The sequence below is a fragment of the Serratia grimesii genome, assembly GCF_900186025.1.
GTDB classification, from domain to species: domain Bacteria; phylum Pseudomonadota; class Gammaproteobacteria; order Enterobacterales; family Enterobacteriaceae; genus Serratia; species Serratia grimesii.
Genome location: NZ_LT883155.1, coordinates 466,706 through 492,206 on the forward strand (window position 1 = coordinate 466,706; position 25,501 = coordinate 492,206).

The following is a 25,501-nucleotide window of genomic DNA, read 5'->3' on the forward strand; positions in this document are numbered from 1 at the left end:
CAAAATGGCAAAAGAATTCAGCCGCGGTCAGCGCGTGGCACAAGAGATGCAAAAAGAGATTGCTATCATTCTGCAGCGTGAAGTCAAAGATCCGCGTATCGGCATGGCTACCGTTTCTGGTGTAGAAGTTTCTCGTGATTTGGCTTACGCCAAAGTTTATGTCACCTTCCTGAACGTGTTGACCGAAAACGCCGATCCGGAACTGGTGCCTAACGGTATCAAAGCATTGCAAGACGCATCCGGTTATATCCGCACGCTGCTGGGTAAAGCTATGCGCCTGCGTGTAGTTCCAGAGCTGACTTTCGCTTACGACAACTCCCTGGTTGAAGGCATGCGCATGTCTAACCTGGTGACCAACGTAGTGAAGAAGGACGTCGAACGCCGTTCCGCATCAGGCGATGACGAGGAGGCTTAATGAGTCGCCCTCGTCGCCGCGGCCGTGATATCCACGGTGTCCTGTTGCTGGACAAATCGCAGGGTTTGTCATCCAACGACGCCCTGCAAAAAGTAAAACGCCTCTATAACGCTAACCGCGCGGGCCACACTGGCGCGCTCGATCCGCTGGCGACCGGCATGTTGCCAATTTGCCTCGGTGAAGCGACCAAGTTTTCACAGTTCCTGCTCGACTCCGATAAACGTTATCGTGTTATCGCCCGTCTTGGTCAGCGTACGGATACCTCGGATGCCGATGGTCAGATAGTGCAAGAGCGGCCGGTGAATTTCACCCAGGCACAGCTCGACATAGCACTGGAAAGCTTCCGTGGCGATATCAAGCAAGTACCTTCGATGTACTCGGCGCTGAAGTACCAAGGCAAAAAACTCTATGAGTATGCACGCCAGGGTATCGAAGTCCCGCGTGAAGCACGCAGCATTACCGTTTATGAATTGCAGTTTATTCGCTGGGAAGGGGATGAGCTGGAGCTGGAAATTCATTGTTCAAAAGGCACTTACATCCGCACCATCACCGATGACCTCGGTGAGCTGTTGGGTTGTGGTGCACATGTGATCTACCTGCGTCGTCTGCAAGTGGCGACCTACCCGACCGAACGCATGGTCACGCTGGAGCAGCTGAACGCATTGCTGGAGCAGGCGCAGGCGCAGGACATTGCGCCGGCAGAACTGCTCGATCCACTGCTGATGCCGATGGACAGTCCGGTGGAGAACTACCCGGAAGTGAATCTGCTACCCGTTGTTGCGGGTTACGTTAAGCAGGGGCAGCCAGTGCAGGTTGCCGGTGCACCGGCCTCGGGCATGGTACGGATCACGGAAGGTGAAGAGCGTAAATTTATCGGCGTGGGTGACATTGCCGATGATGGTCGTGTGGCACCGCGCCGCCTGGTAGTCGAATATTTCGACTGAGGGTAGAAAACGCACTGCCTTGCGATCGCACTGCGCTAAGAGTAGAATGGCGCAGCTTATGCATTGGGTTGCTGAATTAGAGATCGGCGCCTGTATTTATTATCTATAATTCTGGAGTATGACAATGTCTCTAAGTGTTGAAGCTAAAGCTAAAATCGTAGCTGATTTCGGTCGTGGTACTAACGACAGCGGTTCTTCCGAAGTTCAGGTTGCCCTGTTGACTGCGCAGATCAACCATCTGCAAGGCCACTTCTCAGAGCACAAAAAAGATCACCACAGCCGTCGTGGTCTGCTGCGTATGGTTTCTCAGCGTCGTAAGCTGCTGGACTACCTGAAGCGTAAAGATGTAGCACGTTACACCAGCCTGATCGAGCGTCTGGGTCTGCGTCGCTAATCTAGCGAGTTTCAGTGGAAAGGGGCCTATTTTGGCCCCTTTCTTCTAGGAAGCATAAGCAAATCAGGTTAATGTATTACTGATGTTTCCAAATAGGATCTTCCATTACAGAGGTTCGCGCGGCTAATGAGAGGCTTTGTCTCAGGCTTGAGATAAGGATTGTCATTAGTCGCGAGGATGTAGTGAGAAGGCAAGTCGAGTCACTGGCGTGTCGAGTCGTCAATACGATTGCGCGCCTAATCAAAGGATATAATTTTGCTGACACCGATCATTCGCAAATTCCAGTATGGCCAGCATACCGTCACTATTGAGACGGGTATGATGGCTCGTCAGGCCACTGCCGCTGTTATGGTGAGCATGGATGACACCGCCGTATTCGTTACCGTGGTTGGCCAGAAAAAAGCCAAGCCAGGCCAGAGCTTCTTCCCACTGACGGTTAACTATCAGGAGCGTACCTACGCTGCTGGTCGTATCCCAGGCAGCTTCTTCCGTCGTGAAGGCCGTCCGAGCGAAGGCGAAACTCTGACTTCACGTCTGATTGACCGTCCGATCCGTCCACTGTTCCCAGACAGCTTCCTGAACGAAGTTCAGGTGATCGCGACCGTTGTTTCCGTCAACCCGCAAGTTAACCCAGACATCGTTGCGATGATTGGCGCTTCTGCAGCCTTGAGCCTGTCCGGTATTCCGTTCAACGGCCCAATCGGTGCTGCGCGCGTGGGTTACATCAACAACCAGTATGTGTTGAACCCAACTACCGACGAGCTGAAAGAAAGCAGCCTGGACTTGGTTGTTGCCGGTACCGCTGGTGCTGTACTGATGGTTGAATCCGAAGCTGACGTTCTGAGCGAAGATCAGATGCTGGGTGCTGTGGTCTTTGGCCATGAGCAACAGCAGATTGTTATCGAGAACATCAATTCACTGGTTGCTGAAGCTGGCAAACCTAAGTGGGACTGGCAGGCACCTGCAATCAACGAAGTGCTGCACGCACGCGTTGCAGAACTGGCAGAAACCCGTCTGGGCGACGCTTATCACATCACCGAAAAACAAGAGCGTTATGCTCAGGTAGATGCGATCAAGAGCAGCGTTGTTGAAACGCTGTTGGCGCAAGACGACACTCTGGACGTGTCTGAAATTCAGGACATCCTGGGTAGCGTTGAGAAAAACGTCGTTCGTAGCCGTGTACTGCGTGGCGAACCACGTATCGATGGTCGTGAAAAAGACATGATTCGTGGTCTGGACGTGCGCACTGGCGTACTGCCGCGTACCCATGGTTCCGCGCTGTTCACCCGTGGTGAAACTCAGGCTCTGGTTACTGCAACGCTGGGTACTGCCCGTGATGCACAGAATCTGGATGAGCTGATGGGCGAGAAGACCGACAGCTTCCTGTTCCACTACAACTTCCCTCCGTACTCCGTTGGTGAGACTGGGATGGTAGGTTCGCCTAAACGTCGTGAAATTGGTCACGGTCGCCTGGCGAAACGTGGCGTATTGGCTATGATGCCTAAAGCAGAAGATTTCCCGTACACGGTGCGTGTGGTTTCTGAAATCACCGAATCCAACGGTTCTTCTTCTATGGCTTCAGTCTGTGGTGCTTCTCTGGCGCTGATGGACGCAGGTGTGCCAATCAAGGCTGCTGTTGCGGGTATCGCAATGGGCCTGGTTAAAGAACAAGACAACTTTGTTGTTCTGTCCGACATTCTGGGTGACGAAGACCACCTGGGCGACATGGACTTCAAAGTAGCCGGTAGCCGCGACGGTATCACCGCGCTGCAGATGGACATTAAAATTGAAGGCATCACCCGCGAAATCATGCAGGTGGCACTGAACCAAGCCAAGGGCGCGCGTCTGCACATTCTGGGCGTGATGGAACAGGCTATCAGCACCCCGCGTGGCGATATCTCTCAGTTTGCACCACGTATTCATACTATCCGCATCAACCCGGATAAGATCAAAGACGTGATTGGTAAAGGCGGCTCTGTCATTCGTGCGCTGACTGAAGAGACCGGTACTACCATCGAAATCGAAGATGATGGTACAGTTAAAATTGCTGCTACCGATGGTGAGAAAGCGAAATTCGCTATTCGCCGCATCGAAGAGATCACCGCTGAGATCGAAGTAGGCCGTATTTACCAGGGTAAAGTTACCCGTATCGTTGATTTCGGCGCATTCGTGGCGATCGGCGGCGGTAAAGAAGGTCTGGTTCACATCTCTCAAATCGCTGACAAGCGTGTTGAGAAAGTGACCGACTATCTGCAAATGGGTCAGGAAGTGCCGGTTAAGGTACTGGAAGTTGACCGTCAGGGCCGTGTGCGTCTGAGCATCAAAGAAGCGACAGCACCAGAAGCAGGTTCACCTGCGCCTGAAGCAGAATAAGTAGAAAAAACTGTATAGATAGATTTACAGCTCCCCGCCATGGGGTTGGGAGCTGTTCGTATCGCGCGGGTAGGATGCTTGCGTATTAGCAAACGGATGACAGGACGTTCATCCAATGTTTGTCTTCGGGAGTGGGAAATGAAGCCTTTCTTGCGCTGGTGTTACGTTGCGACAGCACTCATGCTGGCAGGATGCAGCAACCATGATTGGCGTAAAGACGAAGTTTTGGCGATCCCGTTGCAGCCAACTCTGCAGCAGGAAGTGATCCTGGCGCGCATGGAACAAATACTTGCCAGCCGGGCACTGACGGACGATGAGCGTGCGCAGCTTTTATATGAGCGCGGTGTGTTGTATGATAGCCTCGGGCTACGTGCATTAGCGCGAAATGATTTTTCGCAAGCGCTAGCAATACGTCCTGATATGCCAGAAGTTTTCAACTACCTGGGCATTTACTTAACGCAGGCAGGCAATTTTGATGCTGCCTATGAAGCGTTTGATTCTGTACTAGAGCTTGATCCAACTTACAATTACGCGCGTTTAAACCGGGGCATCGCACTGTATTATGGCGGCCGCTTCCCGTTGGCGCAGGATGATCTGCAGGCGTTTTATCAAGACGACCCAAACGATCCCTTCCGTTCGTTGTGGCTGTATCTTGTGGAAAGAGAAATCGATCCCAAGAAGGCTGACGTAGCGCTCCAGCAGCGTTATGACAAAGCGAACCGAGGGCAATGGGGATGGAATATTGTCGAATTCTACCTGGGCAACATTAGCGAAAAAACGCTGATGGAACGCCTCAAGGCAGATGCAACGGATAACACTTCGCTCGCTGAGCATCTCAGTGAAACTGACTTCTATTTGGGTAAACACTACCTGAGTCTGGGGGACAAGGACACCGCTTCGGCGCTGTTCAAACTGACGGTTGCTAACAACGTTCATAACTTCGTTGAGCACCGCTATGCATTGTTGGAATTGGCGCTGTTGGGCCAAGAACAAGACGACCTATCGGAATCGGACCAGCAATAGCTGACGAACACCTCTACCCAAAAGATTTCAAGTTGCGGCAAGGCGGCAATCTAACGAATCCCTGGGAGCTTAGTTCACTAAGTGACGAGGATGCGGGAGAGCAGCCAAAACAGCGGCAGCTTGGAAGATGAAGGGTAATCAGCCTGAACGACATTGGTTTTACCGCCAAAGTTATCGCCTTTACGGGCGAGGGCTTTTTTGTTCGTTTTATAATCTAATTTGAGCCGGTTCACACTTTTCAATGAAAATGACTGAAAATTTTCTCGACGAGTTATGTAGACTGGCTGCCATTATTAATGAGGCACGTGTACATGACTACTGAGCTTGAAACCTCTTTTGTTGACCTGGGGCTGTCTGCTCCGATCATTTCTGCCCTGACCGATCTGGGCTACGAAAAACCGTCACCGATCCAGGCTGAGTGTATTCCTCACCTGTTGAACGGCCGTGATGTGCTGGGCATGGCACAGACCGGTAGCGGTAAAACTGCAGCATTCTCGCTGCCACTGTTGCACAACCTGAAAGCTGAGCTGAAAGCACCTCAAATCTTGGTGCTGGCACCGACCCGCGAATTGGCGGTTCAGGTTGCAGAAGCAATGACTGATTTCTCTAAACACATGCATGGCGTTAACGTCGTGGCCCTGTACGGTGGCCAGCGTTATGACGTGCAGCTGCGCGCTCTGCGTCAGGGCCCGCAAATCGTTGTAGGTACTCCAGGCCGTCTGCTGGATCACCTGAAGCGTGGCACCCTGAACCTCTCTAATCTGAGTGGTTTGGTGCTGGATGAAGCCGACGAAATGTTGCGTATGGGCTTTATCGAAGACGTAGAAACCATCATGGCGGAGATCCCGGCTGAACATCAGACCGCGCTGTTCTCTGCAACCATGCCGGAAGCTATCCGTCGCATTACCCGTCGCTTCATGAAAGATCCGCAGGAAGTGCGTATCCAATCTAGCGTCACTACTCGTCCTGACATCAGCCAGAGCTACTGGACTGTGCAGGGCATGCGTAAAAACGAAGCGCTGGTGCGTTTCCTGGAAGCAGAAGATTTTGATGCGGCGATTATCTTCGTTCGTACCAAAAACGCGACCCTGGAAGTGGCTGAAGCGCTGGAGCGCAGTGGTTACAGCAGCGCAGCACTGAACGGTGACATGAACCAGGCACTGCGTGAGCAGACTCTGGAGCGTCTGAAAGATGGTCGTCTGGACATCTTGATCGCAACTGACGTTGCTGCCCGTGGTCTGGACGTTGAGCGTATCAGCCTGGTTGTGAACTATGACATCCCTATGGATTCAGAGTCTTACGTTCACCGTATCGGCCGTACAGGTCGTGCAGGTCGTGCAGGTCGTGCGTTGCTGTTCGTAGAAAACCGCGAACGTCGCTTGCTGCGTAACATCGAACGCACCATGAAGCTGACTATTCCAGAAGTTGAACTGCCAAATGCAGAACTGCTGGGTGAGCGTCGTCTGGCCAAGTTCGCCGCTAAAGTACAGCAACAGCTGGAAAGCAGCGATCTGGACATGTACCGTGGCCTGCTGGCTAAACTGCAGCCGGGCGAAGAAGAGCTGGAAATGGAAACACTGGCCGCAGCACTGCTGAAAATGGCACAGGGTGAACGTCCTCTGATTCTGCCACCGGATCCAGTATTCAAACCGCGTCAACGTCGTGAATTCAACGACCGTGACGATCGCGGTAACGACCGTCGTCGTGATGCACGTCCAGACAGCCGTGATGGTGGCGCTGAGCGTCCACGTCGTGAGCGTCGTGACGTTGGCGAAATGCAGCTGTACCGCATTGAAGTGGGCCGTGATGATGGCGTGGAAGTTCGTCATATCGTTGGCGCGATTGCTAACGAAGGCGACATCAGCAGCCGTTACATCGGTAACATCAAGCTGTTCGCTGGCCACTCTACTATTGAGCTGCCAAAAGGTATGCCGGGCGAGATCCTGTCTCACTTCACCCGTACCCGTATCCTGAACAAGCCGATGAACATGCAACTGCTGGGCGATGCACAGCCGCATGAGCGTCGTGAGCGTCCTGCCTCTGCCGGTAACGGCGAGCGTCGTGGCGGTGGTCGTCCATTTAACGGCGAACGTCGTGAAGGTGCAAACCCAGGTCGTCGTTCTTTCGGTGATCGTCGTGAAGGCGGTGCTGCTGCACCTGCTGGCAACGGTGGCGAGCGTCGTGGCGGTAACTTCAACCGTGATGGTCAGCGTGCACCACGTCGTGATGACGCCGCTCCGGCTACACCACGTCGTCGCTTCGGTGATGCATAACGCCTGATTTAACCGTTCGCGGTTAATCGGACTAAAAACCAGCCTTCGGGCTGGTTTTTTTATGCCTGAAATTCACCATTAAGTGCGGGAAAATGGCGTATCATTTATAAGGTTTTTTCTTATGGATACTATGCACGGGAGATGCCATGAGTTGGCAGCAGTTTAAGTCTCAATATCTGGTGCGTTTTTGGGCACCTTTACCTGCGGTGATTGCTGCGGGGATCCTTTCTACCTATTACTTCGGCTTGACCGGCACCTTCTGGGCAGTAACAGGGGAATTTACCCGTTGGGGCGGCCATGTATTGCAATGGTTTGGTTTCCACCCTGAACAATGGGGTTACTTCAAAGTCATTGGCCTTGAGGGAACGCCACTGCAACGCATTGATGGCAGGATGATCATCGGTATGTTCGCCGGCTGTATCGCTGCGGCGCTGTGGGCCAATAACATCAAGCTGCGGCAGCCGCAGCATCGCATCCGCATTGTACAAGCGTTGCTGGGCGGTATCATCGCCGGTTTTGGGGCGCGTCTCGCGATGGGCTGCAATCTGGCTGCATTCTTTACCGGTATTCCTCAGTTCTCACTGCACGCTTGGTTCTTCGCGCTGGCAACCGCTGCGGGATCTTACTTTGGCGCTAAATTTACGCTGTTACCCCTGTTCCGTATTCCGATCAAATTACAGAAAGTGAAGGCTGCCGCGCCATTGACGCAAAAGCCTGAACAGGCTCGTCGCCGATTCCGTCTGGGGATGGTGATTTTTTTCCTGTCGATTGCCTGGTCATTATGGACGTTATTTGATGCGCCGAAACTGGGTATTGCCATGTTGTTCGGTATCGGTTTTGGCCTGTTGATTGAGCGAGCTCAGATCTGCTTTACCTCGGCGTTTCGTGATTTGTGGATCACCGGACGTACCCACATGGCAAAAGCGATCATTATCGGCATGGCGGTCAGCGCCATTGGTATTTTCAGTTATGTGCAGCTGGGTGTGGCGCCGAAAATCATGTGGGCTGGCCCGAATGCGGTGCTGGGCGGCCTGCTGTTCGGCTTTGGCATCGTGCTGGCTGGCGGCTGTGAAACCGGCTGGATGTATCGCGCGGTGGAAGGGCAAGTTCACTATTGGTGGGTTGGGCTTGGCAATATTATTGGTGCCACGCTGTTGGCTTACTATTGGGATGATTTGGCCCCGGCATTGGCAACGAATTACGACAAAGTCAATTTACTGGATACCTTCGGCCCGATCGGCGGTCTGCTGGTGACCTACCTGCTGCTGGCGTTGGCATTTGCCGCCATGCTGTGGTGGGAGAAACGCTTTTTCCGCGCCAAGCCCGACGCGCAGGTGGTTAATTTAAGGAGTGTGTCATGAAGCAAACGGCGATAGTGCCAGATTACCGGCTGGATATGCTCGGTGAGCCATGTCCTTATCCGGCGGTGGCGACGTTAGAAGCCATGCCGCAATTGAAACCGGGGGAAATCCTGGAGGTGATCAGCGATTGCCCGCAGTCGATCAACAACATTCCTCTCGACGCACGCAATCATGGCTACAAGGTGCTGGATATCCAACAGGACGGGCCGACCATCCGCTATTTGATCCAGCGCTGATAAAATGAGGGCGCCGTAAAGGCGCCCAAAGCGTTTATCCTTTCACTAAATCGCCTTTGACGGCGGCCACAATCTCAAACGAATGTAGCCGTGCCTGATGATCAAAAATCTGGCCGTTGACCATGATTTCATCCGCTCCGGTTTCGCGCAGCAATGTCTGCAATCCGTTACGGACAGTGCTTTCATTACCGACAATCGACATGCGCAACGCCTGATCGACCCCGTATTGTTCACCGGCGGTCCACAGCGCGTGGATATTGTCCACTGGTGCGGGCAACGGACCAGGCGAGCCGCGACGCAGATTAATAAACTGTTGCTGCATAGAGGTGAACAGGAAGCGCGCATCGGCATCGCTGTCGGCAGCTACCACGTTGACGCATACCATGGCATGCGGCTGCTGGCATTGTTCTGAAGCCTTGAAGTTGTCGCGGTACAGGTTCAGAGCCTGGAACAGCATCTCCGGCGCAAAGTGGGATGCGAAGGCAAATGGCAGGCCGAGCTGGGCTGCCAACTGGGCGCTATACAGGCTGGAACCCAATAGCCAAAGTGGCACATGTAATCCCTGCCCGGGGACGGCCTGCACCGCCTGTCCTGGCTGCGCATCACAAAAGTAATGTTGCAGTTCTTGTACGTCGCGCGGGAAATTATCCACTTCGCCGGACAGATGGCGCCGAAGTGCCATCATCGTGCGTTGATCGGTGCCGGGCGCGCGACCAAGGCCCAGATCGATACGTCCAGGGTACAGCGATTCCAGCGTACCGAATTGCTCGGCGATCACCAGCGGCGAATGGTTAGGCAGCATTACGCCGCCGGAACCAAGGCGGATACTTTTGGTGCCAGCGGCCAGATAACCCAGCAGCACTGACGTTGCTGCGCTGCCGATACCCGTCATATTGTGGTGTTCAGCGAGCCAATAGCGTTGATAATCCCATTTCTCGGCGTGTTGTGCTAAATCTAAAGAGGCGTGAAACGCATCACGCGGTTTGGCCCCTTGTGGGATGGGGGATAAATCCAGTACCGAAACCGGTACCGCAGTTTTTTCAGTCATGTCATCGTCCATCAAAGAGTTGATCGCTTAAAGGGCGATTGCAGGGATCTGCAAACTACAAAGCAGAATGTGCTTTTAGTGTTAAAAGCATAATCCAATTTATAGTTATAAAAGAGGATATATGTGCTTGTAATATCCTTATGATAAAAATGGTTTTTTGGGAGCTTATTAAAATATGGACGTGTTGATTTCCGCCTGCCGCTTACCGCTCAGGGAGCTGAGATAATGAAAAAAAAGACATTGTTTACCCTGCTATTGATGGTGGTAGCGATCGCCATGGCGATTTTGTTCCGTGCCCATAATCAAGACCTGCTGCTGCAAGGGGAAGTGGATGCCCCCGAGGTGATAGTGGCGTCTAAGGCCAAGGGACGGGTAGTAGAACGTTTGGTGGAGCGTGGTGATGACGTCAAGGTCGGGCAGGTCATGATTCAGCTCGACAGCCCAGAACTGATGGCACAACTGCGCTCTGCGCAGGCGACACGGGACGAAGCCAAGGCACAGCTCGATCAGTCGTTGCATGGTACGCGTGAAGAAAGCATTCGTAACTTGCGTGCTAATCTGGCGCAGGCCGAAGCCCAATACCGTAATGCGCAGAACGATTACAACCGCAGCCTGAGCGTATCCGGCAAAGGGTATATTTCGAAGTCTGAGCTGGATAGCTCACGCCGTGCGCGTGATACTGCCTTCCAGCAGGTGCAAGCGGCCAAGGCCAATCTGGACGAAGGGACCAACGGTGACCGTATCGAACTGCGCCAACAATATGCGGCGGCGTTGCGGGCAGCGGAAGAAAATCTGCTGCAAATCAAAGCACAAACGGACGATTTGCAGGTGTTAGCACCGGTCGATGGCGAAGTGGGGCCTATCCCGGCAGAGGTCGGGGAGCTGTTAAACGCAGGTAGCCCACTGTTGACGTTGATCCGTGTACCTGACGCCTATTTCGTGTTCAACCTGCGTGAAGACATTTTGGCTCACGTACGCAAGGGCGATAAGATCAAAATGCGTGTACCGGCGCTGAAGGACAAAATGATTGAAGCCGAAGTACGCTATATCGCCCCACTGGGTGATTACGCAACCAAACGCGCCACGCGAGCCACCGGTGACTTCGATCTGAAAACTTTCGAAGTGCGTTTGTATCCGTCACAGCCGGTGGAAGGCCTGCGCCCAGGGATGAGCAGCTTATGGCTATGGAAAGAGTAAGGGCAGGTTGGCGCTGCTTCAGTCACGCGTTCGATAATGAATGTCGCGTGGCCTTTCGCAGCCCGGTTGTACACTGGCTAAGCTGGATCTTCCCGTTGATGCTGTTTGGTCTGATTAGCAGCAACTTTTCGGAAGGTACTTTGTTGGATCTGCCGGTGTCGGTGGTGGATAACGATCACAGCTCATTGTCCAAGTCGTTGACCCGGAGGCTGGATGCGGGCTCACATGCCCATGTTGAAGCCTATGACGGTGGATTGGGTGAGTCGCTGCACCGTCTGCGTAGTGCGCAGGATTACGCGTTGTTGTATGTGCCGCCGGATTTTGAAGCCGATGCGTTGGCGGGCAAGCAACCGAGTGTGGTGATGTATTACAACGCACTGTTCTACGGTGCCGGGCTGTACTCCACTCAAGATTTCAGTGGGTTGATGGCTGAAATTAACGCCAACTACCGCAGTATTATCGCGGGTGAAATGGGTAAGACCTTACCGCCATTGGCGGACGTGACGCTATCGTACGGCAGTTTATTCAATGCCAGCGGCAGCTATATCTATTACCAGCAGTTCGCTGCCACCATCCATCTGCTGCAGTTGTTTGTCGTGACCTGCATGATTTACGTGTTGGCGCGCAGTAAATCGCTATTAAAAGCCCGGCCGTTTAGCCTAGCACTGCTCGGTAAACTGGCACCCTATACCCTTTGTTTCACCAGTCTGCTGATGGTTGAGATTGCTGCGTTAGTCGGTATTTTTGATGCTCGTGTTAGTGGCAACCCGCTGTTTATGCTGATGATCGCTTTTTTCTATGTCATGGCAGCGCAAAGCATTGGCCTACTGTTGTTTACTTTCACCAGCACTACTATCACCGCTTACAGCCTGATCGCTATTTTAGTGAGTATTGCGCTGACCTTCTCGGGAATGGCGGTACCGGAACTGTCGATGCCGCTGCCTGCGCGTATCATCTCCAATATCGAGCCGCTGACTCATGCGCTGTACGCGATGTTTGACGTTTTCCTGCGGCAGGTGCCGGCCAGCGCCATTTTCAGCGTTTGTGCGTTGCTGTCGGTCTATCCTCTGGTGACCGCACTGTTAGTGCGTAACCGACTGTTGCCACGGCTCCTGAAAGAGGGGGGCGCAGGATGAAAATCTATTGGCAAACCTTCGTTCGGGTACTGCTCGGTATGTTGGAGCGGCCGATGTGGCTGATGCTGATCTTGTCGCTGTGTGTCATGAGCATGGTCTATGCCAACCGCACGGTGTGGGATTTGCCGGTGGGTGTTATCGATCAGGATCACAGCACGGCCAGCCGTCAACTGATCCGCCAACTGGACGCCACGTCAAAAATTGCCATCGTGACCTACGATAGCCTGGAACAGGCGAAGCTCGATCTCGGTTGGCGCAAGCTGTTCGCGGTGATCATCATGCCGGTGGATCTGGAGAAGAAGATCCTGAGCGGCCAAAACATCGTAGTGCCGGTTTACGGAGACGCCACCAACCGACTGGCCAACGGCCAGATCCAACAGGACGTGGTCGCGGCCTACCAACAGCTCCTGAATCAGTACAACAATGGGTTGCTGCTGCGTAGCGGATTCAGCGAACGGCAAGCGCAGGTGATCCTGACGCCGATACAAGGGCAAACGCTGGATGTATTCAACCCTGGTATCAGCTTTGCGGCGATCATCTTCCCTGGTCTGCTGGTGATGTTGTTGCAGCACTCGTTATTGATTGCCTGTGTACGCGTCAGCATTGCCATGAAAAGCATACCCGGCGGCAAGCCACCGTTGGCGGCTCATTTGGGCGGGCTGACGGCGTTGTTACCGATTTGGCTATTTTTGTCGATCGTGCTGTTTGTGCTGTGGCCGTGGGTATTGGGTTACCGTCAGACAGCGGGCATCCTGGAAATTTTGCTGCTGACCTTCCCGTTCTTGTTGGCCGTACTGGGGTTGGGCAAGTTAGTGACTGAGTGCTTGCGCAGCGTAGAGATGATCTACCTGACGCTGGCATTTATCACCACGCCGATATTTTATCTTTCAGGGACTATCTGGCCGCTACAGGCTATGCCAGCTTGGGTGCGGGCGATTTCCTACTGTATTCCCTCCACTTGGGCAACCAAGGCCGTTGCCGGGGTCAACCAAATGGGACTGTCGCTCAATGAAGTCTGGGGCGATGTGGCGATGCTACTGGTGCTGGGCGCCATTTATACGCTGTTGGGAATTGGTGTGGCACTGGTACGTAACAGCGTGGCGCTACGTAGCTTGTTCCGCAAACGTCGAGCCTAGCCTACACCGCCGTGTCTAGTGTTGTGCGGCGGCGACCGACATAATGCCTATTAGCCCGGCAATCTGTGCCACTTCTTGCGGCGACAGTGCATTTTCGCCAAGTCGCCGTAGCAGGGCTTCCCGCGCCACGGAGAAGGCTAACGCCTGACCGAGGATAGCGTGAGCGCGCAGAATATTTTCCCGTAGATCCGCGGTTTCACCACGGATCGCCGCGACCAACTCACTCACAGCCTGATGCAGCGGTAAGAATAAACGAGAATACAAGGCATCAAACTCAGCGCTGGGCTGGAGTTGTTCGCGCGCTAATAACAGGCTGCTTGCCGTCGAGGTTTCAGACCCTAGCAAGGCACTAACGAAATCTTGCATCAGCGTTTGTAAAGCCACTGCTGGCGATTGTGAGTTTGTCAGGCGGCGAGGCAATGCTAAATGTTCAACGATTCCGTTGGCAACGTGTTCAAGCACTGCCAAATATACGCCTTCTTTGCCGCCAAAATGATACGGAATGGCGGATTGATTTACGCCCGCTTCATCGGCCAGCTGTCGGGTACGTACACCTTCTAATCCCTGTTTACTGAACAGGCTCAACCCTGCCCGGATAAGCCGCTCTTGGGTTTCGCGGGTTCGTTCACTGAGCCTGTCCTGATCTTGCATGAATACATCATCTCCTGATAATCGGTTCGCTTAGCTGCCTGCTAGCATCAACCGCGTAGAATTTTCATTAAGCGCTACACCACCCGATTCCCCGACCAATACTGTACCGCCGATGTTAGCCATGTGCCGACCAAAGGCACAGTTAGGCTCGAAGGCGAAGCACATACCTACCTGTAGTGGAACATCACGCCCTACGGTTGGCAAACGTTTGAGCTGTGCATAGCGAGCAGCTTCAGGCAAGGACTCAATACCTGGTGCCGCGCCGAAGCCGACTGGACCGTAAGGATTGATACTATGGATCAATGGATGTACATGCCAGCCTCCAGAGGCTAACAGCGGTTGTTCCATGGCATCGACTACATCACCGAAGGTATTGCCTGTGCGTAGTGTTTGCAATCCTGCTTCATAGCTCGCCCTGGCAACCTCTGCAGCGCGCAAGATCTCCGGGTGCACTTCGCCAATAGCGACAGCGGCCTGGTGCTGTGTTTCCATCATACCGTACAGTGCGAAGATCTCCGACAGCACGAGGTCACCTTCCTGCAACACCCGCGGGGCTTGCGCACGGTATTGCCAAGCCGGTGGCCCCCAACCGACGTATTCAGGCCCAGAGCCCAGTAAGAGCTCGGCGGTATAGCCCCCCATCGAAAAGCAGGTTGCCGTCACTGCTGCGACCAGATCTGCTTCGGAAACGCCGGGCTGGGCTGTGGCTCGTAGAGTTTCACTCATTGCTTCGCCGATGTGCGCGGCATAGCGTACCAAAGCTAATTCTTCTTCACTTTTTACCGATGCACGCTGGAAGAATTCACGGTATACCGGAACCCAGCTTGCTGCCGGGAGCGCATCTGCTAATCCTTGAAGGGTACGAGCTGGCATGGCGCCGTCAAAGTAGAACGGCGGATAGGGCTCTAACCCGATAATACCGATGCGCGTTCCGTCCAACCGACGATTGGCTAGCCAGGCTCCGACGTCGCGGCCAGTTTTGCCAACAAACAGCTGTTCTGCGTCGATCCACTGCAAGTCGCCGCGCAACGATGCCTGAATGTGATCGGCCACCATCAGCGAGGCAAAAGTGTAAACCCGCGGTGGTTCATCGCCGATAAAGACGATGATTGAGCCGGGACGGTCGTTGGTGAAATAGCAATCCGGTGCGAAACCTGCAGGGGCAGCAGCTTCTCGATCGCCATACACGATCAGGGCTGCCAGGTTCTCCGTCTGAATAATGTCGCGCGCCAACTGCCAGCGGCGGTCACGTTCAGTATGGGATAACGGTTTTGGCGGTACCAACATGGTGTGACTCCTTTTTACTTGTCGGGAGTTTGAAATTAATTCATTCAAATGAATTAATCAATGTTTAAATTTTGATCTGAATAATGCACGTGTTGTGACTGTGGTGATGAGGATGATTTGCCCCGGTTGGATTTCGGTGCATTTATCGTATGCAGGGTTTTAGGGAGCATGTCTTTGTACGGGAGGAAGTGGATTGACCTAGATAAACAGAGTGTGTCGGCGTGCCGACACACGAATAATGTATGCCGCGGTTATGACACCAACTCCAGCCCGGCAACCCGCCGCCAGTAACCGTTGCAGTCGGCCTGATCGGTGAGCGTTAACGGCTGCGCACCATGTTCGTTAGCACGGAAGTGCTCGACCAGCGCTAGCGTCTCGGAACCCTGTGGCGAAAGACGCACAATGTCCACCAACCCCTGCATACCGGACAGTTCGTTGCCCAGGTTGTAGCAGTAACCACTCATGGTCTGAATGCCATTGAGTACAAACACCTGCTGCTGTTCTTGCGAACGCATAACTCGCCCTTGTGGGTATTTGATGCAGCAGGTTTCGCATTCATCCTTGGCGCGATCTTCCGAGCGTGCGGTAAAGCAGCGTGCAGAATAGGCCAGCGGCAGATGACCATAGCTCAGTACTTCAACCTCAAACTGCTGGCGAAAGCCCAGTTCATCGCACTGTTCCAGCAGTTTAGCCAGCCAGTCACGTGACAGTTCGACAGGCATACACCAGCGCATCATGCCCTGACGGTGCAGCAGGCGCAGAGTGTAGGCGTTGTAGCAGTTCAGCGCATGACCAGCGACGAACGGCAGGCCGCGCTCCGCCGCCATGTTTACGCTACCCAAATCGTTGGCTTCAATCAGGAATTCACCGTTCTCCACATAACGCTTCAGTTCATTTAGCTCAGACGGTGCCTGCAACAGCGCCAGAGTAGAGAGCACCACTTGTTTACCGCTGTGGGCGATCTCTTGTGCCAGCGCTAACCAGTCGCCTACTTTCATCTCGCGTCGTTTGGTACAGACACTTTCGCCGAGATAAATAATCTCGGCACTACTATTCACCGCTTGTCGGTAAAAATCTTCGACCTCGGTTTTCGGCCAGTAGTACAGCACCGGGCCTAATGCGTATTTCATGTTTCCTCCTGCTACTGCCATTTGCGGTGATAGGCGCCGAGTGTCGTTTGCGTGCCTTCAGACATCGCTCCAAGGGCTTCCATCCAGCCAGCATCGGCCTGATAGGCAGCGGGATCGGCCTGACAGCGATCAATAGCCTGACGCCAAACGCGGGCGACCTGACTGACATAGGCCGGACTGCGTTGACGACCTTCAATCTTCACCGACGCGATATTGGCAGCCAGCAGTTCCGGCAGCAGTTCCAGCGTATTGAGGCTGGTGGGTTCTTCCAGCGCGTGGTAACGCACGTCATCGACCAAATAGCGCCCCTTGCACAGCGTTGGGTAGCCGGCATTCTCATCGTCGCGATAACGGTCGATCAGCACACCATTCAGGCGTGACTCCATGCCTTGAGGGGTTTGTTGCCAGCGTACGTAGCGCGCCGGTGAACAGGCGCCGACGGTATTAGGCGACTCTCCTGTGAGATAAGAAGAGAGATAGCAGCGTCCTTCGGCCATGATGCATAGACTGCCGAAGGCGAATACTTCCAGCGGTACTGGGCTGGTGCGTGCCAACTGTTTGACCTGATGCATCGATAACACGCGCGGCAGTACGACCCGGCCGACATCGAAATGGCGCTGATAAAAGCGGATTGCCTCTTCGTTGGTGGCAGAGGCTTGCACTGACACATGACGTTCCAACTGTGGGTAACGTTCGGCGGCATATTCCAGCATGGCCAAATCAGCCAAGATCAACACGTCAGCGCCCAACTGTGCTGCCATGTCTACTGCGCGTTGCCAGCGGGCATAACCGTCCGGGTGGGCGAAGGTATTGATGGCAATATGCAGCTTACGGTTGTGACGGTGCACGTAGTCGACCGCTTCCTGCAGCTTTTTCTCGGTAAAGTTGAGGCCGGCAAAGTGGCGCGCGTTGGTATCATCTTTCAGGCCGATATACACGGCGTCGGCGCCGTTATCTACCGCGGCCTTCAGGGCCGGCAGATTACCGGCGGGACAAAGCAGCTCCATAGATTTATCCTGACTCAGCCGCACACCCGTGGCGGGCGTAGGCTGTCACAATGGTTGCCGGTGTCCGTTTTCAACCGGCAAACGCTAATCGGGAGGCAATTTTAGTGAAAGCGCGATGAACAGGCTTTGATTTGGGGCAGCTTCTGGCGTATTGATAAAGCTGGCGGTGAAATGCACTATTTGTTGATATAGAGCGCTTCAGCCGCGCGTCATTGTGGCAAAATAGCACAAGTCTGTATTGAAAGGAGTGAACGACAGTGTTGGAACAATTACGAGCGCGCATTGTGCGCCAGGGGCCGTCGCTGCTGCGCGTACCGCTAAAATTCACGCCGTTTGTTTTACAGCGTCAACTTCTGGAACAGGTGTTGGGCTGGCAGTTCCGTCAGGCGTTGGCGGATGGCGATCTGGCGTTTCTTGAGTCGCGCTGGTTAAAGATCGAAGTTCGCGATCTGGCGCTACACTGGTTTATGACGGTAGAAAACGACAAACTGGTTGTCAGCCAACACGCCGAGGCTGATGTTAGCTTCAGCGGGGATGCCAACGATCTGATTCTGATCGCGGCGCGTAAGCAAGATCCGGATACGCTGTTCTTTCAGCGTCGGCTGCAGATTGAAGGGGATACCGAATTGGGCCTGTATGTAAAAAATCTGATGGACGCCATCGAACTGGAAGCCATGCCTATGCCATTGCGCGTGGGCCTGCTGCAACTGGCGGAATTTGTGGAAGCAGGACTGCAGGAGGGCACGGTGCAAACTTCCCGTGTGCCGGTAGCATGCTAATCCGCGTAGAAATTCCGGTAGATGCCGCGGGGATCGATGCTCTGCTGCGTCGCGCTTTCGGGCGTGATGACGAGGCCGATCTGGTGCAACAATTGCGCGAAGATGGCTTGCTGACGTTAGGCATCGTCGCCACCGACGATGAAGGCGGTGTCGTGGGTTATGCCGCGTTCAGCCCAGTGGATGTGGCCGGTGAAGATCGCCAATGGGTCGGTCTGGCTCCGCTGGCGGTAGATGAAAGTCTGCGTCGACAGGGGTTGGGCGAAAAGCTGATTTACGAAGGGCTGGATGCGCTTAACGAGTTTAGTTATGCCGCGGCAGTCGTACTGGGCGAACCGGCTTACTACGGGCGATTTGGCTTTAAGCCTGCCGCCGCCTACGGTCTAAAGTGTCGCTGGCCAGATACCGAGGCTGCGTTCCAGGTTTACCCACTGGCGGAAGATGCCTTGACCGACGTAAGCGGATTAGTTGAGTACTCAGAGCCGTTTAACCGGCTTTAGCGTTAACGTCCGGCAGTAAATAATCCAATGAAAGAGGCGGGTGGCTCACCAGCCTCTCTTTTTGCGTTTTGCTTAGTTGCTTGACCCGATATTCCAGTCTCAATGCTTTTGAGCGATCCCCCGCCTGACAGTGAAAAGCCAGCACCAGTTGGCCTTTACCCCGTAGCGCCTTGGCCCCTTTGCCCGCCTGATGCTGCGCCAGCCGCCGCGTTACGTCGGTAGTAATGCCGGTATACAGCATACCGCTGGGCATGCGCAGCATATAGAGATGCCAGGTTGAAAGTGTTTCTGTCATGAATAAGCAGCAACGTTGGTGGCCAGGGACGGATTATGATGGCATGTTCCCTGTCGTAATCCTATCCCCGACCACCCATGGCTTATTACCGCTAGCCTTTTTTCCCTGCCATTTCAAAACGAGGTGAAACCAGACCGTACAACGTCCAACCGAGGAAGGTGGCAATTGCGCCCCACATCATGGCCTCTTCGCCGGAGCTGTAGAGTGCATAGAAGCTGTAGAGTGCCCCAATACCGGCGATGATATTGGCAATCCGCGCTTTGTTCTCCGGTACTTTTGCCACCTTCTGAATGATGATCAGCGCTGCCATCGACAAGATGTAAGGGATGATATTGGTCACCACAGCCAGATTCACCAACACGTTGAACTGCTTATTCAGCGACGGGCTGATGGTCATCAGAGACAGCACGCTCTGGATCACCACGATGGTCAACATACCTTTAACCGGAGCATCGGCCTTGCTGAGTTTGGAGAAAATTTTCGGGAAGAAACCGCTGTCGGCAGAGGATTTGAACACCTGCGCAATGGTGAACTGCCAGCCCAGTAGTGAACCGACGCAGGACATGATCATCAGTGCCATGATGATCTTACCGACTGTCGGGTTGAACATGTGTGAAAACGCTAGCCCGAAAGGCGCGGTCGAGTTAGCCAGGTCCATATTGGGTACGATACCGGCAATGACGTTGGTTGAAACGATGTAGATAACCGCAGCACTGAGAGTACCGCCGAGTACGGCGATCGGAACATTACGTTCAGGGTTTTCCACGACGTCAGTATTGGCACAGGCGGATTCAAGACCCAGGAAGGCCCACAGTGTCATGGAGATAGAAGCCCCAATGGCTTCAAACGTTGGCACCGAATGCGGATTCCAGGCGGCGATATAGGCGCTGCCACTGAACCAGTGCCAGCCGATGATCGAGATTCCCACCACCGGGATAATAACGCCCCAGACCGTGATACCGCTGATCCTGCCGGTAATGCGTGCACCACCGAAGTTAGCGACCGTGGCCAGCCACAGCACACCAATGGTGGCGATACAGATCCCTAATGGGCTTAGATTGGCGCCAAACAGTTCAGTGCCGTAGCCGACGGCGGAAATAGCGATGGCGATATTGGCAATCAGCAACGATACACCGTAGGTGTAGTTCGCCATGAAATTCCCTGATTTACCGAAGGCGTATTCGGCATACCCGCCCATGCCGCCGGATTTTCGGCTGAACATGCCGCATTTGGCGAAAGCATAAGCGAGCGCCATTGAACCTATGGCTGTGACCAACCAGGATACGATGGAAATTGTGCCTACTTCGGCCAGTTTGGTCGGCAGCATAATTATGCCAGAACCCATCATGTTCACTGCGGTTAGGATCGTTAACTGAACGACCCCCATTTTATTATTAGACTTACTCATGATCATTCTCTCTTTTATAATGCGATCTGGGCGGTGAAGGGTATTCACCGCCTTGTAAGGTGTTTAATTTTTCATTACATAACCGTACGCGCGGTTCCAGCCATCTTCATCTTTCTGGATATACACGCCCTGTAATTCCGGTGCGAAACCAGGCAATAAATTGATGCCTTCTTCCAATGCCAGGAAATAACGCTGTGCAGCGCCACCCCAAATTTCACCAGGTACTACACACAAAACACCTGGGGGATAAGGCAAAGCACCTTCAGCGGCAATTCTACCTTCGGCTTTCGCCAATGAGACCAATTCCACATTGCCGCGAACAAACTCGGTGTTTGCATCTTGTGGATTCATGGCTACGCGAGGGAAATAACTTTTCCTGAACATTTCTTTTTGCAGTTCTTTAACGTCATAGCTTACGTAGAGGTCATGCATTTCTTGGCAGAGTTGGCGAAGGGTATAGTTTTCATAACGCTGATGATTGTTTTTATAAACCGCAGGCAAGACTTCGCTAATTAAAGAGTCTTGTTCGATATGTTTTTCAAAACGAGCAATAAGCGCCACCAAATGCTGCATTTTGGCGATGTCTTCGGCCGGTGTGAGCAAGAACAAAATAGAATTGAGGTCGCATTTCTCCGGCACGATGCCGTTTTCGCGCAGATAGTTGGCCAGGATAGTCGCCGGAATACCGAAATCGCTGTAGTTGCCACTTGCCGTATCAATACCCGGCGTGGTGAGTAGTAACTTGCATGGATCGACAAAATACTGTGACTCTGCATAGCCTTCAAAGGCGTGCCATTTCTCGCCGGGAATAAAGTTGAAGAAACGCAAATCGTTGGCCATTGCTTCGGTGTCATAAGATTGCCAGGCTTTGCCGTCGATCTGGTCCGGTACGAAAGGTTTGATTAAGCTACAGGTGTCCAGCAGCATTTTGCGCGCTTCAATGCCTACGCGAACGCACTCTTTCCACAGACGTTGACCACTCTTACCTTCATGCATTTTGGCATTGACGTCCAGTGCGGCAAACAGTGGGTAGAATGGGCTGGTGGAAGCATGCAGCATAAAGGCATTGTTAAAGCGTTTGTGGTTGCAGTAACGATCTTGCCCCTTGATATGCTTGTCTTTCTTGTGAATTTGCGAGGTTTGTGAGAACCCGGCCTGCTGCTTATGGACAGACTGAGTCACAATGATCCCAGGATCGCTTTCATTGAGTTCAAGCAGCAAAGGCGAGCAGTCTTTCATCATCGGAATGAATTGCTCATAGCCGACCCAGGCCGAATCGAACAGGATGTAATCGCACAGATGGCCAATTTTATCGACTACCTGACGGGCGTTATAAATGGTGCCGTCATAGGTGCCCAACTGAATGATCGCCAAACGGAAAGGTCTGGCTTCATTGGCGCGTTCAGGGGCGACTTCGCGGATCTGCTGGCGCAAATAGCGCTCTTCAAAGCAATGGGCGTCGATTCCGCCGATGAACCCGAACGGATTGCGGGCGGTTTCCAGATATACCGGCGTCGCGCCTGCCTGAATCAGCGCACCATGATGGTTGGATTTATGGTTATTACGGTCAAATAGCACCAAATCACCGCGTGTCAGCAGGGCATTGGTCGCTACTTTGTTTGAGGCAGATGTACCGTTGAGAACAAAATAGGTTTTATCAGCGTTAAACACTTTAGCGGCATGCTGTTGTGCTGCGCAGGGAGCGCCTTCATGAATCAATAAATCCCCCAATTTCACGTCTGCGTTGCACATATCAGAACGGAAAAGGGTCTCGCCGAAGAAGTCAAAGAACTGGCGTCCTGCCGGATGTTTACGGAAGAATTCGCCCCCCTGATGCCCTGGGCAAGCAAAGGTCGCGTTACCCATCTCGACATATTGCGTGAGCGTATTAAAGAATGGTGGCAGCAGCTCACTTTCATATTTTACCGCTGCAGCTTCCAGCTGTTTGCCATAGAACTGGGTATTTTTGCCACAGAGTTCAAATACACCATGCAGGGCTGGGAGTATGGCGTTGTCCAACTCTTCTTCGCAGCAAACTGCGACAAACAGAGGAATATTCAAGCCGATCTCTTCGAGGTGTGCCACCATACCCTGAGTGACGTCTTCTACCGACAGCACGATGGCAGCAATATCATTGAAGTCACTCTGATGGACATCGACAATTTCACGAGAGGTTTCAAAACAGCCTACTGTTTTGATATTGGCGGCAATTTTCAATTTATTCATTTTTATCATTCTTCAGACAAAGGTATTCCACCAACAAGATTAATGATCTTATTGTGATTACCTTATATAAAATAAAGGTGTGAGAAGAACATGGCAGTGCTTAATAGCACAGCCTGAGTTCTCTCTATTGTATTTTCTGATGCTGCGTTTACGCGATACAGCTATTCACTTGCACGATTTACTGAAAAATTGATGTGCATATCCGTCCTGATTTCTCAGGATAAATAATGTAGACGTAATAGTGATCGGCTGCTTTGGGTAAAGCGAGAGGGGGTGTTATCTGAAGTTAAAGAAGGCAAAGCTAAAGCAGCTGCGATGAGCCATCATCATAATATGCGTAGTGCGCCTAATGTGTGCCATTTTTCGGTTGTTATTTTCCATTTCTAATCCACCTTGCTGAGTGAAAAGATGGCGCTATTTTAACGCCCTTCAGACTAAAATATGTGACGTTAGTCACGTAAATACGGCAATTGATAAATAATTATTCACTTGTTATTCAGTGATGTGCATAAACAGTGAGTGATGACATTTTTTTGCATGTAAATAGATTGATAAAAAAAAAGGATTTTTTGCATCATGTCTTGCCGGTGATAGAGAGTGGACAAAAAAATTGCGTCTAAACTGGCTGTATAATGCACATATGAAGATGCTTTGTTTTTTTAATGTTATAAATACACTCACGATGGTTTGGAATATTAATTCATGTTTAGTGTTTTTATATTCGTTTTTAATTTTTGCTGGCATTATCGTTATTTGTGACCCTCCTCAACAACGCAAGGTAAGATGAGAAGAGATGAAAGGGAGAATTGACGTTGAAAACGACTGAAGAGCAACAACAGATCGTACATTTCCTCAGTAAGCAGCATGTGCTAACGCTTTGCGCCGGTAATGGTATGGACATGTGGTGCGCCAACTGTTTTTACGTGCTTGATGCCGAGAATATGGCGCTGTGGCTGATGACGGAAACGCACACTCGTCATGGCGAGTTGATGCTGCAAAATAGCCGAGTGGTCGGCACTATCGCGCCAAAGCCGAAGACTATCGCGTTGATCCGTGGCGTACAGTATCGCGCTGAAGCGGTGATGCTGAGCGGCGATGAAGAAATGCGGGCACGTGCGCGTTACTGCAAGCGTTTTCCAATAGCCAAGATGATGAAAGCGCCGATTTGGCGGCTGGCTCTGCAAGAAGTGAAAATGACCGACAACACCCTCGGCTTCGGCAAGAAACTGCATTGGGCGCGGATCTGACGTAATAAACTATACTTTTCAGAGAGATCAATCGGCAGGAGGGTATATGGCACGGGTATTCATGGTAGGGGCTACCGGGTTGGTGGGGCGCGAATTGTTGCGCCTGTTACAGGCCGATCCGCAGGTCACGGCGATCGTGGCGCCAACGCGCAAGCCGCTGCCGGCGCATGGAAAATTAGTCAACCCCGTGGGTGATGACCTGTTCGCACTACTGACAAAGCAGGAGCAGCCGGTCGATATTGTTTTCTGTTGCTTAGGCACCACACGACGTGAGGCAGGCAGCGATGCTAATTTCCACTACGTCGACTACACACTGGTGATCGAAAGCGCGTTGACCGGCCGGCGGTTGGGCGCCCAGCACTGCCTCGTTGTCAGTGCGCTAGGGGCGAATATCCGTTCCACCTTCCTCTATAACCGTACTAAAGGGGAGATGGAGCAGGCATTGCGTGAGCAAAACTGGCCGCGACTGACGTTGGTGCGCCCATCGATGTTGTTGGGCGAGCGTTCATCGCCACGTTTGCTTGAACGTATCACCGCGCCACTGTTCACATTGTTACCCGGCAAATGGCGCGCAGTTGCCGCAAAAGACGTGGCGCAAACGCTGTTGGAGCAGGCGTTCAGCCCCGGCAGCGGCGTTAAGGTACTGGAATCCGATCGGCTGCATTGCTTTCACAGCGCACACTGAGATTATCGAACGCCAGCTCCAGGCCGAGTGGTAATTCGTTATCCATCAGCCACAGATCGAGATGATGGCTGATATGCGTAAGCAAAGTGCGGCCTGGCTGCAGGCGTTGCTGAATCTCCAACGCGCGGGTTAAATCGTTATGATTACGTGGCATCTGGGGTTGGGGCGGCAGACTACAGTCGAGTATCAGCAAATCCAGCGGTACCTGGCGCAGGAAAGCGTCGGCATCCGGCGGCAAACCGACAGTATCGGTCAGGTAGGCCAGCGATTTCCCTGCGGCCTGGATCAGATAACCCAGTGTGAGTTTCGAATGCTGCAGAGGCAGCGGCGTGACGAGCAATCCTCCCAACTCAAGGGTTTCGAAAGGTTTGAACGGAGGTTGAAATGCCAGAATACCGGGGTGCTTAAAGAGATCATCGCAACCCTGTTCATCTGCCGGACCGTACACGGGGATGAAATTTCCGCACCCCCAACGCAAAGGAAATAACCCCTGTACGTGATCCATGTGGTAATGTGTCAGTAAAAAACGTTGAATTTCCCCCGCCGAAAAGCGCCGTTCTAACGACGGTAATCCCGCATCCAGCAAGGTCGTTTCTCCCTGAAATTTAAGCATCGCGCTGCAAGGTCTGCGCCTGAATGCAGGCTCGCGTCGCGCCCGCTGACAGACTAAACAATCGCAACCAAACACGGGGATCTGTTGCGCGCCGCCGGTACCGAGAAACGTCAGTTGCATGTCGTCACTCCCATCCTCTT

At 52.9% G+C, this 25,501-nt stretch carries 26 protein-coding genes; 16 read left to right on the forward strand and 10 right to left on the reverse strand.

The features are described from left to right. The first annotated feature begins 4 nt into the window (after positions 1-4). The 9 genes from rbfA to yedF all read left to right on the forward strand — a co-directional run bounded on the left by rbfA (position 5) and on the right by yedF (position 9,019). A complete protein-coding gene (rbfA, locus tag SGBXF1_RS02165) occupies positions 5-415 on the forward strand; it encodes a 30S ribosome-binding factor RbfA (protein WP_037423156.1) in 411 nt (136 codons plus the stop codon). Continuing rightward, positions 415-1,359 carry a tRNA pseudouridine(55) synthase TruB gene (truB, locus tag SGBXF1_RS02170; protein WP_186427740.1) on the forward strand — a complete coding sequence of 315 codons (945 nt, stop codon included), beginning with the start codon at positions 415-417 and terminating at the stop codon, positions 1,357-1,359. The genes rbfA and truB overlap by 1 nt, the downstream gene beginning before the upstream one ends. A 124-nt stretch (positions 1,360-1,483) precedes the next feature. Beyond that, entirely contained in the window at positions 1,484-1,753 is a 270-nt protein-coding gene (gene rpsO / locus SGBXF1_RS02175; protein ID WP_012004950.1) for a 30S ribosomal protein S15, read from the forward strand. 255 nt (positions 1,754-2,008) lie between these two features. Beyond that, entirely contained in the window at positions 2,009-4,126 is a 2,118-nt protein-coding gene (gene pnp, locus SGBXF1_RS02180) for a polyribonucleotide nucleotidyltransferase (protein WP_186427741.1), read from the forward strand. A gap of 138 nt (positions 4,127-4,264) precedes the next feature. Next, positions 4,265-5,149: a lipoprotein NlpI gene (gene nlpI, locus SGBXF1_RS02185; RefSeq protein WP_012004952.1), complete on the forward strand. Its 885-nt coding sequence runs from the start codon at positions 4,265-4,267 to the stop codon at positions 5,147-5,149. A 247-nt stretch (positions 5,150-5,396) separates the two neighbouring features. After that, entirely contained in the window at positions 5,397-5,471 is a 75-nt protein-coding gene (gene yrbN, locus SGBXF1_RS24010) for a protein YrbN (protein WP_223499600.1), read from the forward strand. Continuing rightward, the gene (locus SGBXF1_RS02195; RefSeq protein WP_061807495.1) at positions 5,461-7,422 is read left to right on the forward strand and encodes a DEAD/DEAH family ATP-dependent RNA helicase; all 1,962 of its coding nucleotides are present in this window, start codon (positions 5,461-5,463) and stop codon (positions 7,420-7,422) included. The genes yrbN and SGBXF1_RS02195 overlap by 11 nt, the downstream gene beginning before the upstream one ends. Positions 7,423-7,568: 146 nt before the next feature. Next, the gene (gene yedE / locus SGBXF1_RS02200; protein WP_037423147.1) at positions 7,569-8,783 is read left to right on the forward strand and encodes a selenium metabolism membrane protein YedE/FdhT; all 1,215 of its coding nucleotides are present in this window, start codon (positions 7,569-7,571) and stop codon (positions 8,781-8,783) included. Beyond that, positions 8,780-9,019 (forward strand): sulfurtransferase-like selenium metabolism protein YedF, encoded by a 240-nt coding sequence (gene yedF / locus SGBXF1_RS02205; protein WP_012004955.1) that lies wholly within the window; start codon positions 8,780-8,782, stop codon positions 9,017-9,019. The genes yedE and yedF overlap by 4 nt, the downstream gene beginning before the upstream one ends. Positions 9,020-9,053: 34 nt before the next feature. Here the strand turns inward: yedF and SGBXF1_RS02210 are convergent, their stop codons facing one another. Continuing rightward, positions 9,054-10,067, reverse strand: a complete 1,014-nt coding sequence (locus SGBXF1_RS02210; RefSeq protein ID WP_172479768.1) for a luciferase-like monooxygenase — start codon at positions 10,065-10,067, stop codon at positions 9,054-9,056. 225 nt (positions 10,068-10,292) lie between these two features. Here SGBXF1_RS02210 and SGBXF1_RS02215 point away from each other — a divergent pair, with 225 nt between their 5' ends. From SGBXF1_RS02215 to SGBXF1_RS02225, 3 genes are read left to right on the forward strand one after another with little or no spacing between them, the layout of a single operon-like run. After that, entirely contained in the window at positions 10,293-11,264 is a 972-nt protein-coding gene (locus tag SGBXF1_RS02215; RefSeq protein ID WP_037423142.1) for an HlyD family secretion protein, read from the forward strand. Continuing rightward, entirely contained in the window at positions 11,246-12,400 is a 1,155-nt protein-coding gene (locus SGBXF1_RS02220; protein WP_130382625.1) for an ABC transporter permease, read from the forward strand. Before SGBXF1_RS02215 ends, SGBXF1_RS02220 begins: the two co-directional genes overlap by 19 nt. Next, positions 12,397-13,536 (forward strand): ABC transporter permease, encoded by a 1,140-nt coding sequence (locus SGBXF1_RS02225; RefSeq protein WP_037423138.1) that lies wholly within the window; start codon positions 12,397-12,399, stop codon positions 13,534-13,536. Before SGBXF1_RS02220 ends, SGBXF1_RS02225 begins: the two co-directional genes overlap by 4 nt. 15 nt (positions 13,537-13,551) lie before the next feature. Here the strand turns inward: SGBXF1_RS02225 and SGBXF1_RS02230 are convergent, their stop codons facing one another. From SGBXF1_RS02230 to ubiU, 4 genes are all read right to left on the reverse strand, one after another. Continuing rightward, positions 13,552-14,187: a CerR family C-terminal domain-containing protein gene (locus SGBXF1_RS02230; protein WP_037423134.1), complete on the reverse strand. Its 636-nt coding sequence runs from the start codon at positions 14,185-14,187 to the stop codon at positions 13,552-13,554. 30 nt (positions 14,188-14,217) lie between these two features. Beyond that, entirely contained in the window at positions 14,218-15,474 is a 1,257-nt protein-coding gene (locus SGBXF1_RS02235; RefSeq protein WP_186427742.1) for a M24 family metallopeptidase, read from the reverse strand. Positions 15,475-15,725: 251 nt separating this feature from the next. After that, entirely contained in the window at positions 15,726-16,604 is an 879-nt protein-coding gene (locus SGBXF1_RS02240) for a U32 family peptidase (protein WP_037423128.1), read from the reverse strand. 11 nt (positions 16,605-16,615) lie between these two features. Next, positions 16,616-17,611, reverse strand: coding sequence for a ubiquinone anaerobic biosynthesis protein UbiU (ubiU, locus tag SGBXF1_RS02245; protein ID WP_130382619.1), 996 nt, complete (start codon positions 17,609-17,611; stop codon positions 16,616-16,618). Between the two features lie 257 nt (positions 17,612-17,868). Between ubiU and ubiT the strand changes: the two genes are divergently transcribed. Further along, the gene (gene ubiT, locus SGBXF1_RS02250; RefSeq protein ID WP_037423121.1) at positions 17,869-18,390 is read left to right on the forward strand and encodes a ubiquinone anaerobic biosynthesis accessory factor UbiT; all 522 of its coding nucleotides are present in this window, start codon (positions 17,869-17,871) and stop codon (positions 18,388-18,390) included. Then, complete coding sequence (locus SGBXF1_RS02255; RefSeq protein ID WP_186427743.1) at positions 18,384-18,887, forward strand: GNAT family N-acetyltransferase; 504 nt, start codon at positions 18,384-18,386, stop codon at positions 18,885-18,887. The genes ubiT and SGBXF1_RS02255 overlap by 7 nt, the downstream gene beginning before the upstream one ends. Here the strand turns inward: SGBXF1_RS02255 and SGBXF1_RS02260 are convergent. The 4 genes from SGBXF1_RS02260 to speFL all read right to left on the reverse strand — a co-directional run bounded on the left by SGBXF1_RS02260 (position 18,874) and on the right by speFL (position 23,197). Further along, positions 18,874-19,182, reverse strand: a complete 309-nt coding sequence (locus tag SGBXF1_RS02260; protein WP_152555907.1) for a GIY-YIG nuclease family protein — start codon at positions 19,180-19,182, stop codon at positions 18,874-18,876. The two genes, SGBXF1_RS02255 and SGBXF1_RS02260, sit on opposite strands and share 14 nt — an antisense overlap. Positions 19,183-19,273: 91 nt before the next feature. Continuing rightward, complete coding sequence (gene potE, locus SGBXF1_RS02265) at positions 19,274-20,590, reverse strand: putrescine-ornithine antiporter (protein WP_082797620.1); 1,317 nt, start codon at positions 20,588-20,590, stop codon at positions 19,274-19,276. A gap of 63 nt (positions 20,591-20,653) precedes the next feature. Then, the gene (gene speF / locus SGBXF1_RS02270) at positions 20,654-22,816 is read right to left on the reverse strand and encodes an ornithine decarboxylase SpeF (protein WP_186427744.1); all 2,163 of its coding nucleotides are present in this window, start codon (positions 22,814-22,816) and stop codon (positions 20,654-20,656) included. A 276-nt stretch (positions 22,817-23,092) separates the two neighbouring features. Further along, positions 23,093-23,197 (reverse strand): leader peptide SpeFL, encoded by a 105-nt coding sequence (gene speFL, locus SGBXF1_RS02275; RefSeq protein WP_112363015.1) that lies wholly within the window; start codon positions 23,195-23,197, stop codon positions 23,093-23,095. Positions 23,198-23,628: 431 nt separating this feature from the next. Between speFL and SGBXF1_RS02280 the strand changes: the two genes are divergently transcribed. After that, positions 23,629-24,063 (forward strand): YhbP family protein, encoded by a 435-nt coding sequence (locus SGBXF1_RS02280; protein ID WP_061807478.1) that lies wholly within the window; start codon positions 23,629-23,631, stop codon positions 24,061-24,063. Between the two features lie 46 nt (positions 24,064-24,109). Continuing rightward, entirely contained in the window at positions 24,110-24,748 is a 639-nt protein-coding gene (locus tag SGBXF1_RS02285; protein ID WP_186427745.1) for an NAD(P)H-binding protein, read from the forward strand. Here the strand turns inward: SGBXF1_RS02285 and phnP are convergent. After that, positions 24,699-25,481 carry a phosphonate metabolism protein PhnP gene (phnP, locus tag SGBXF1_RS02290; RefSeq protein ID WP_186427746.1) on the reverse strand — a complete coding sequence of 261 codons (783 nt, stop codon included), beginning with the start codon at positions 25,479-25,481 and terminating at the stop codon, positions 24,699-24,701. The two genes, SGBXF1_RS02285 and phnP, sit on opposite strands and share 50 nt — an antisense overlap. Positions 25,482-25,501: the final 20 nt, after the last annotated feature.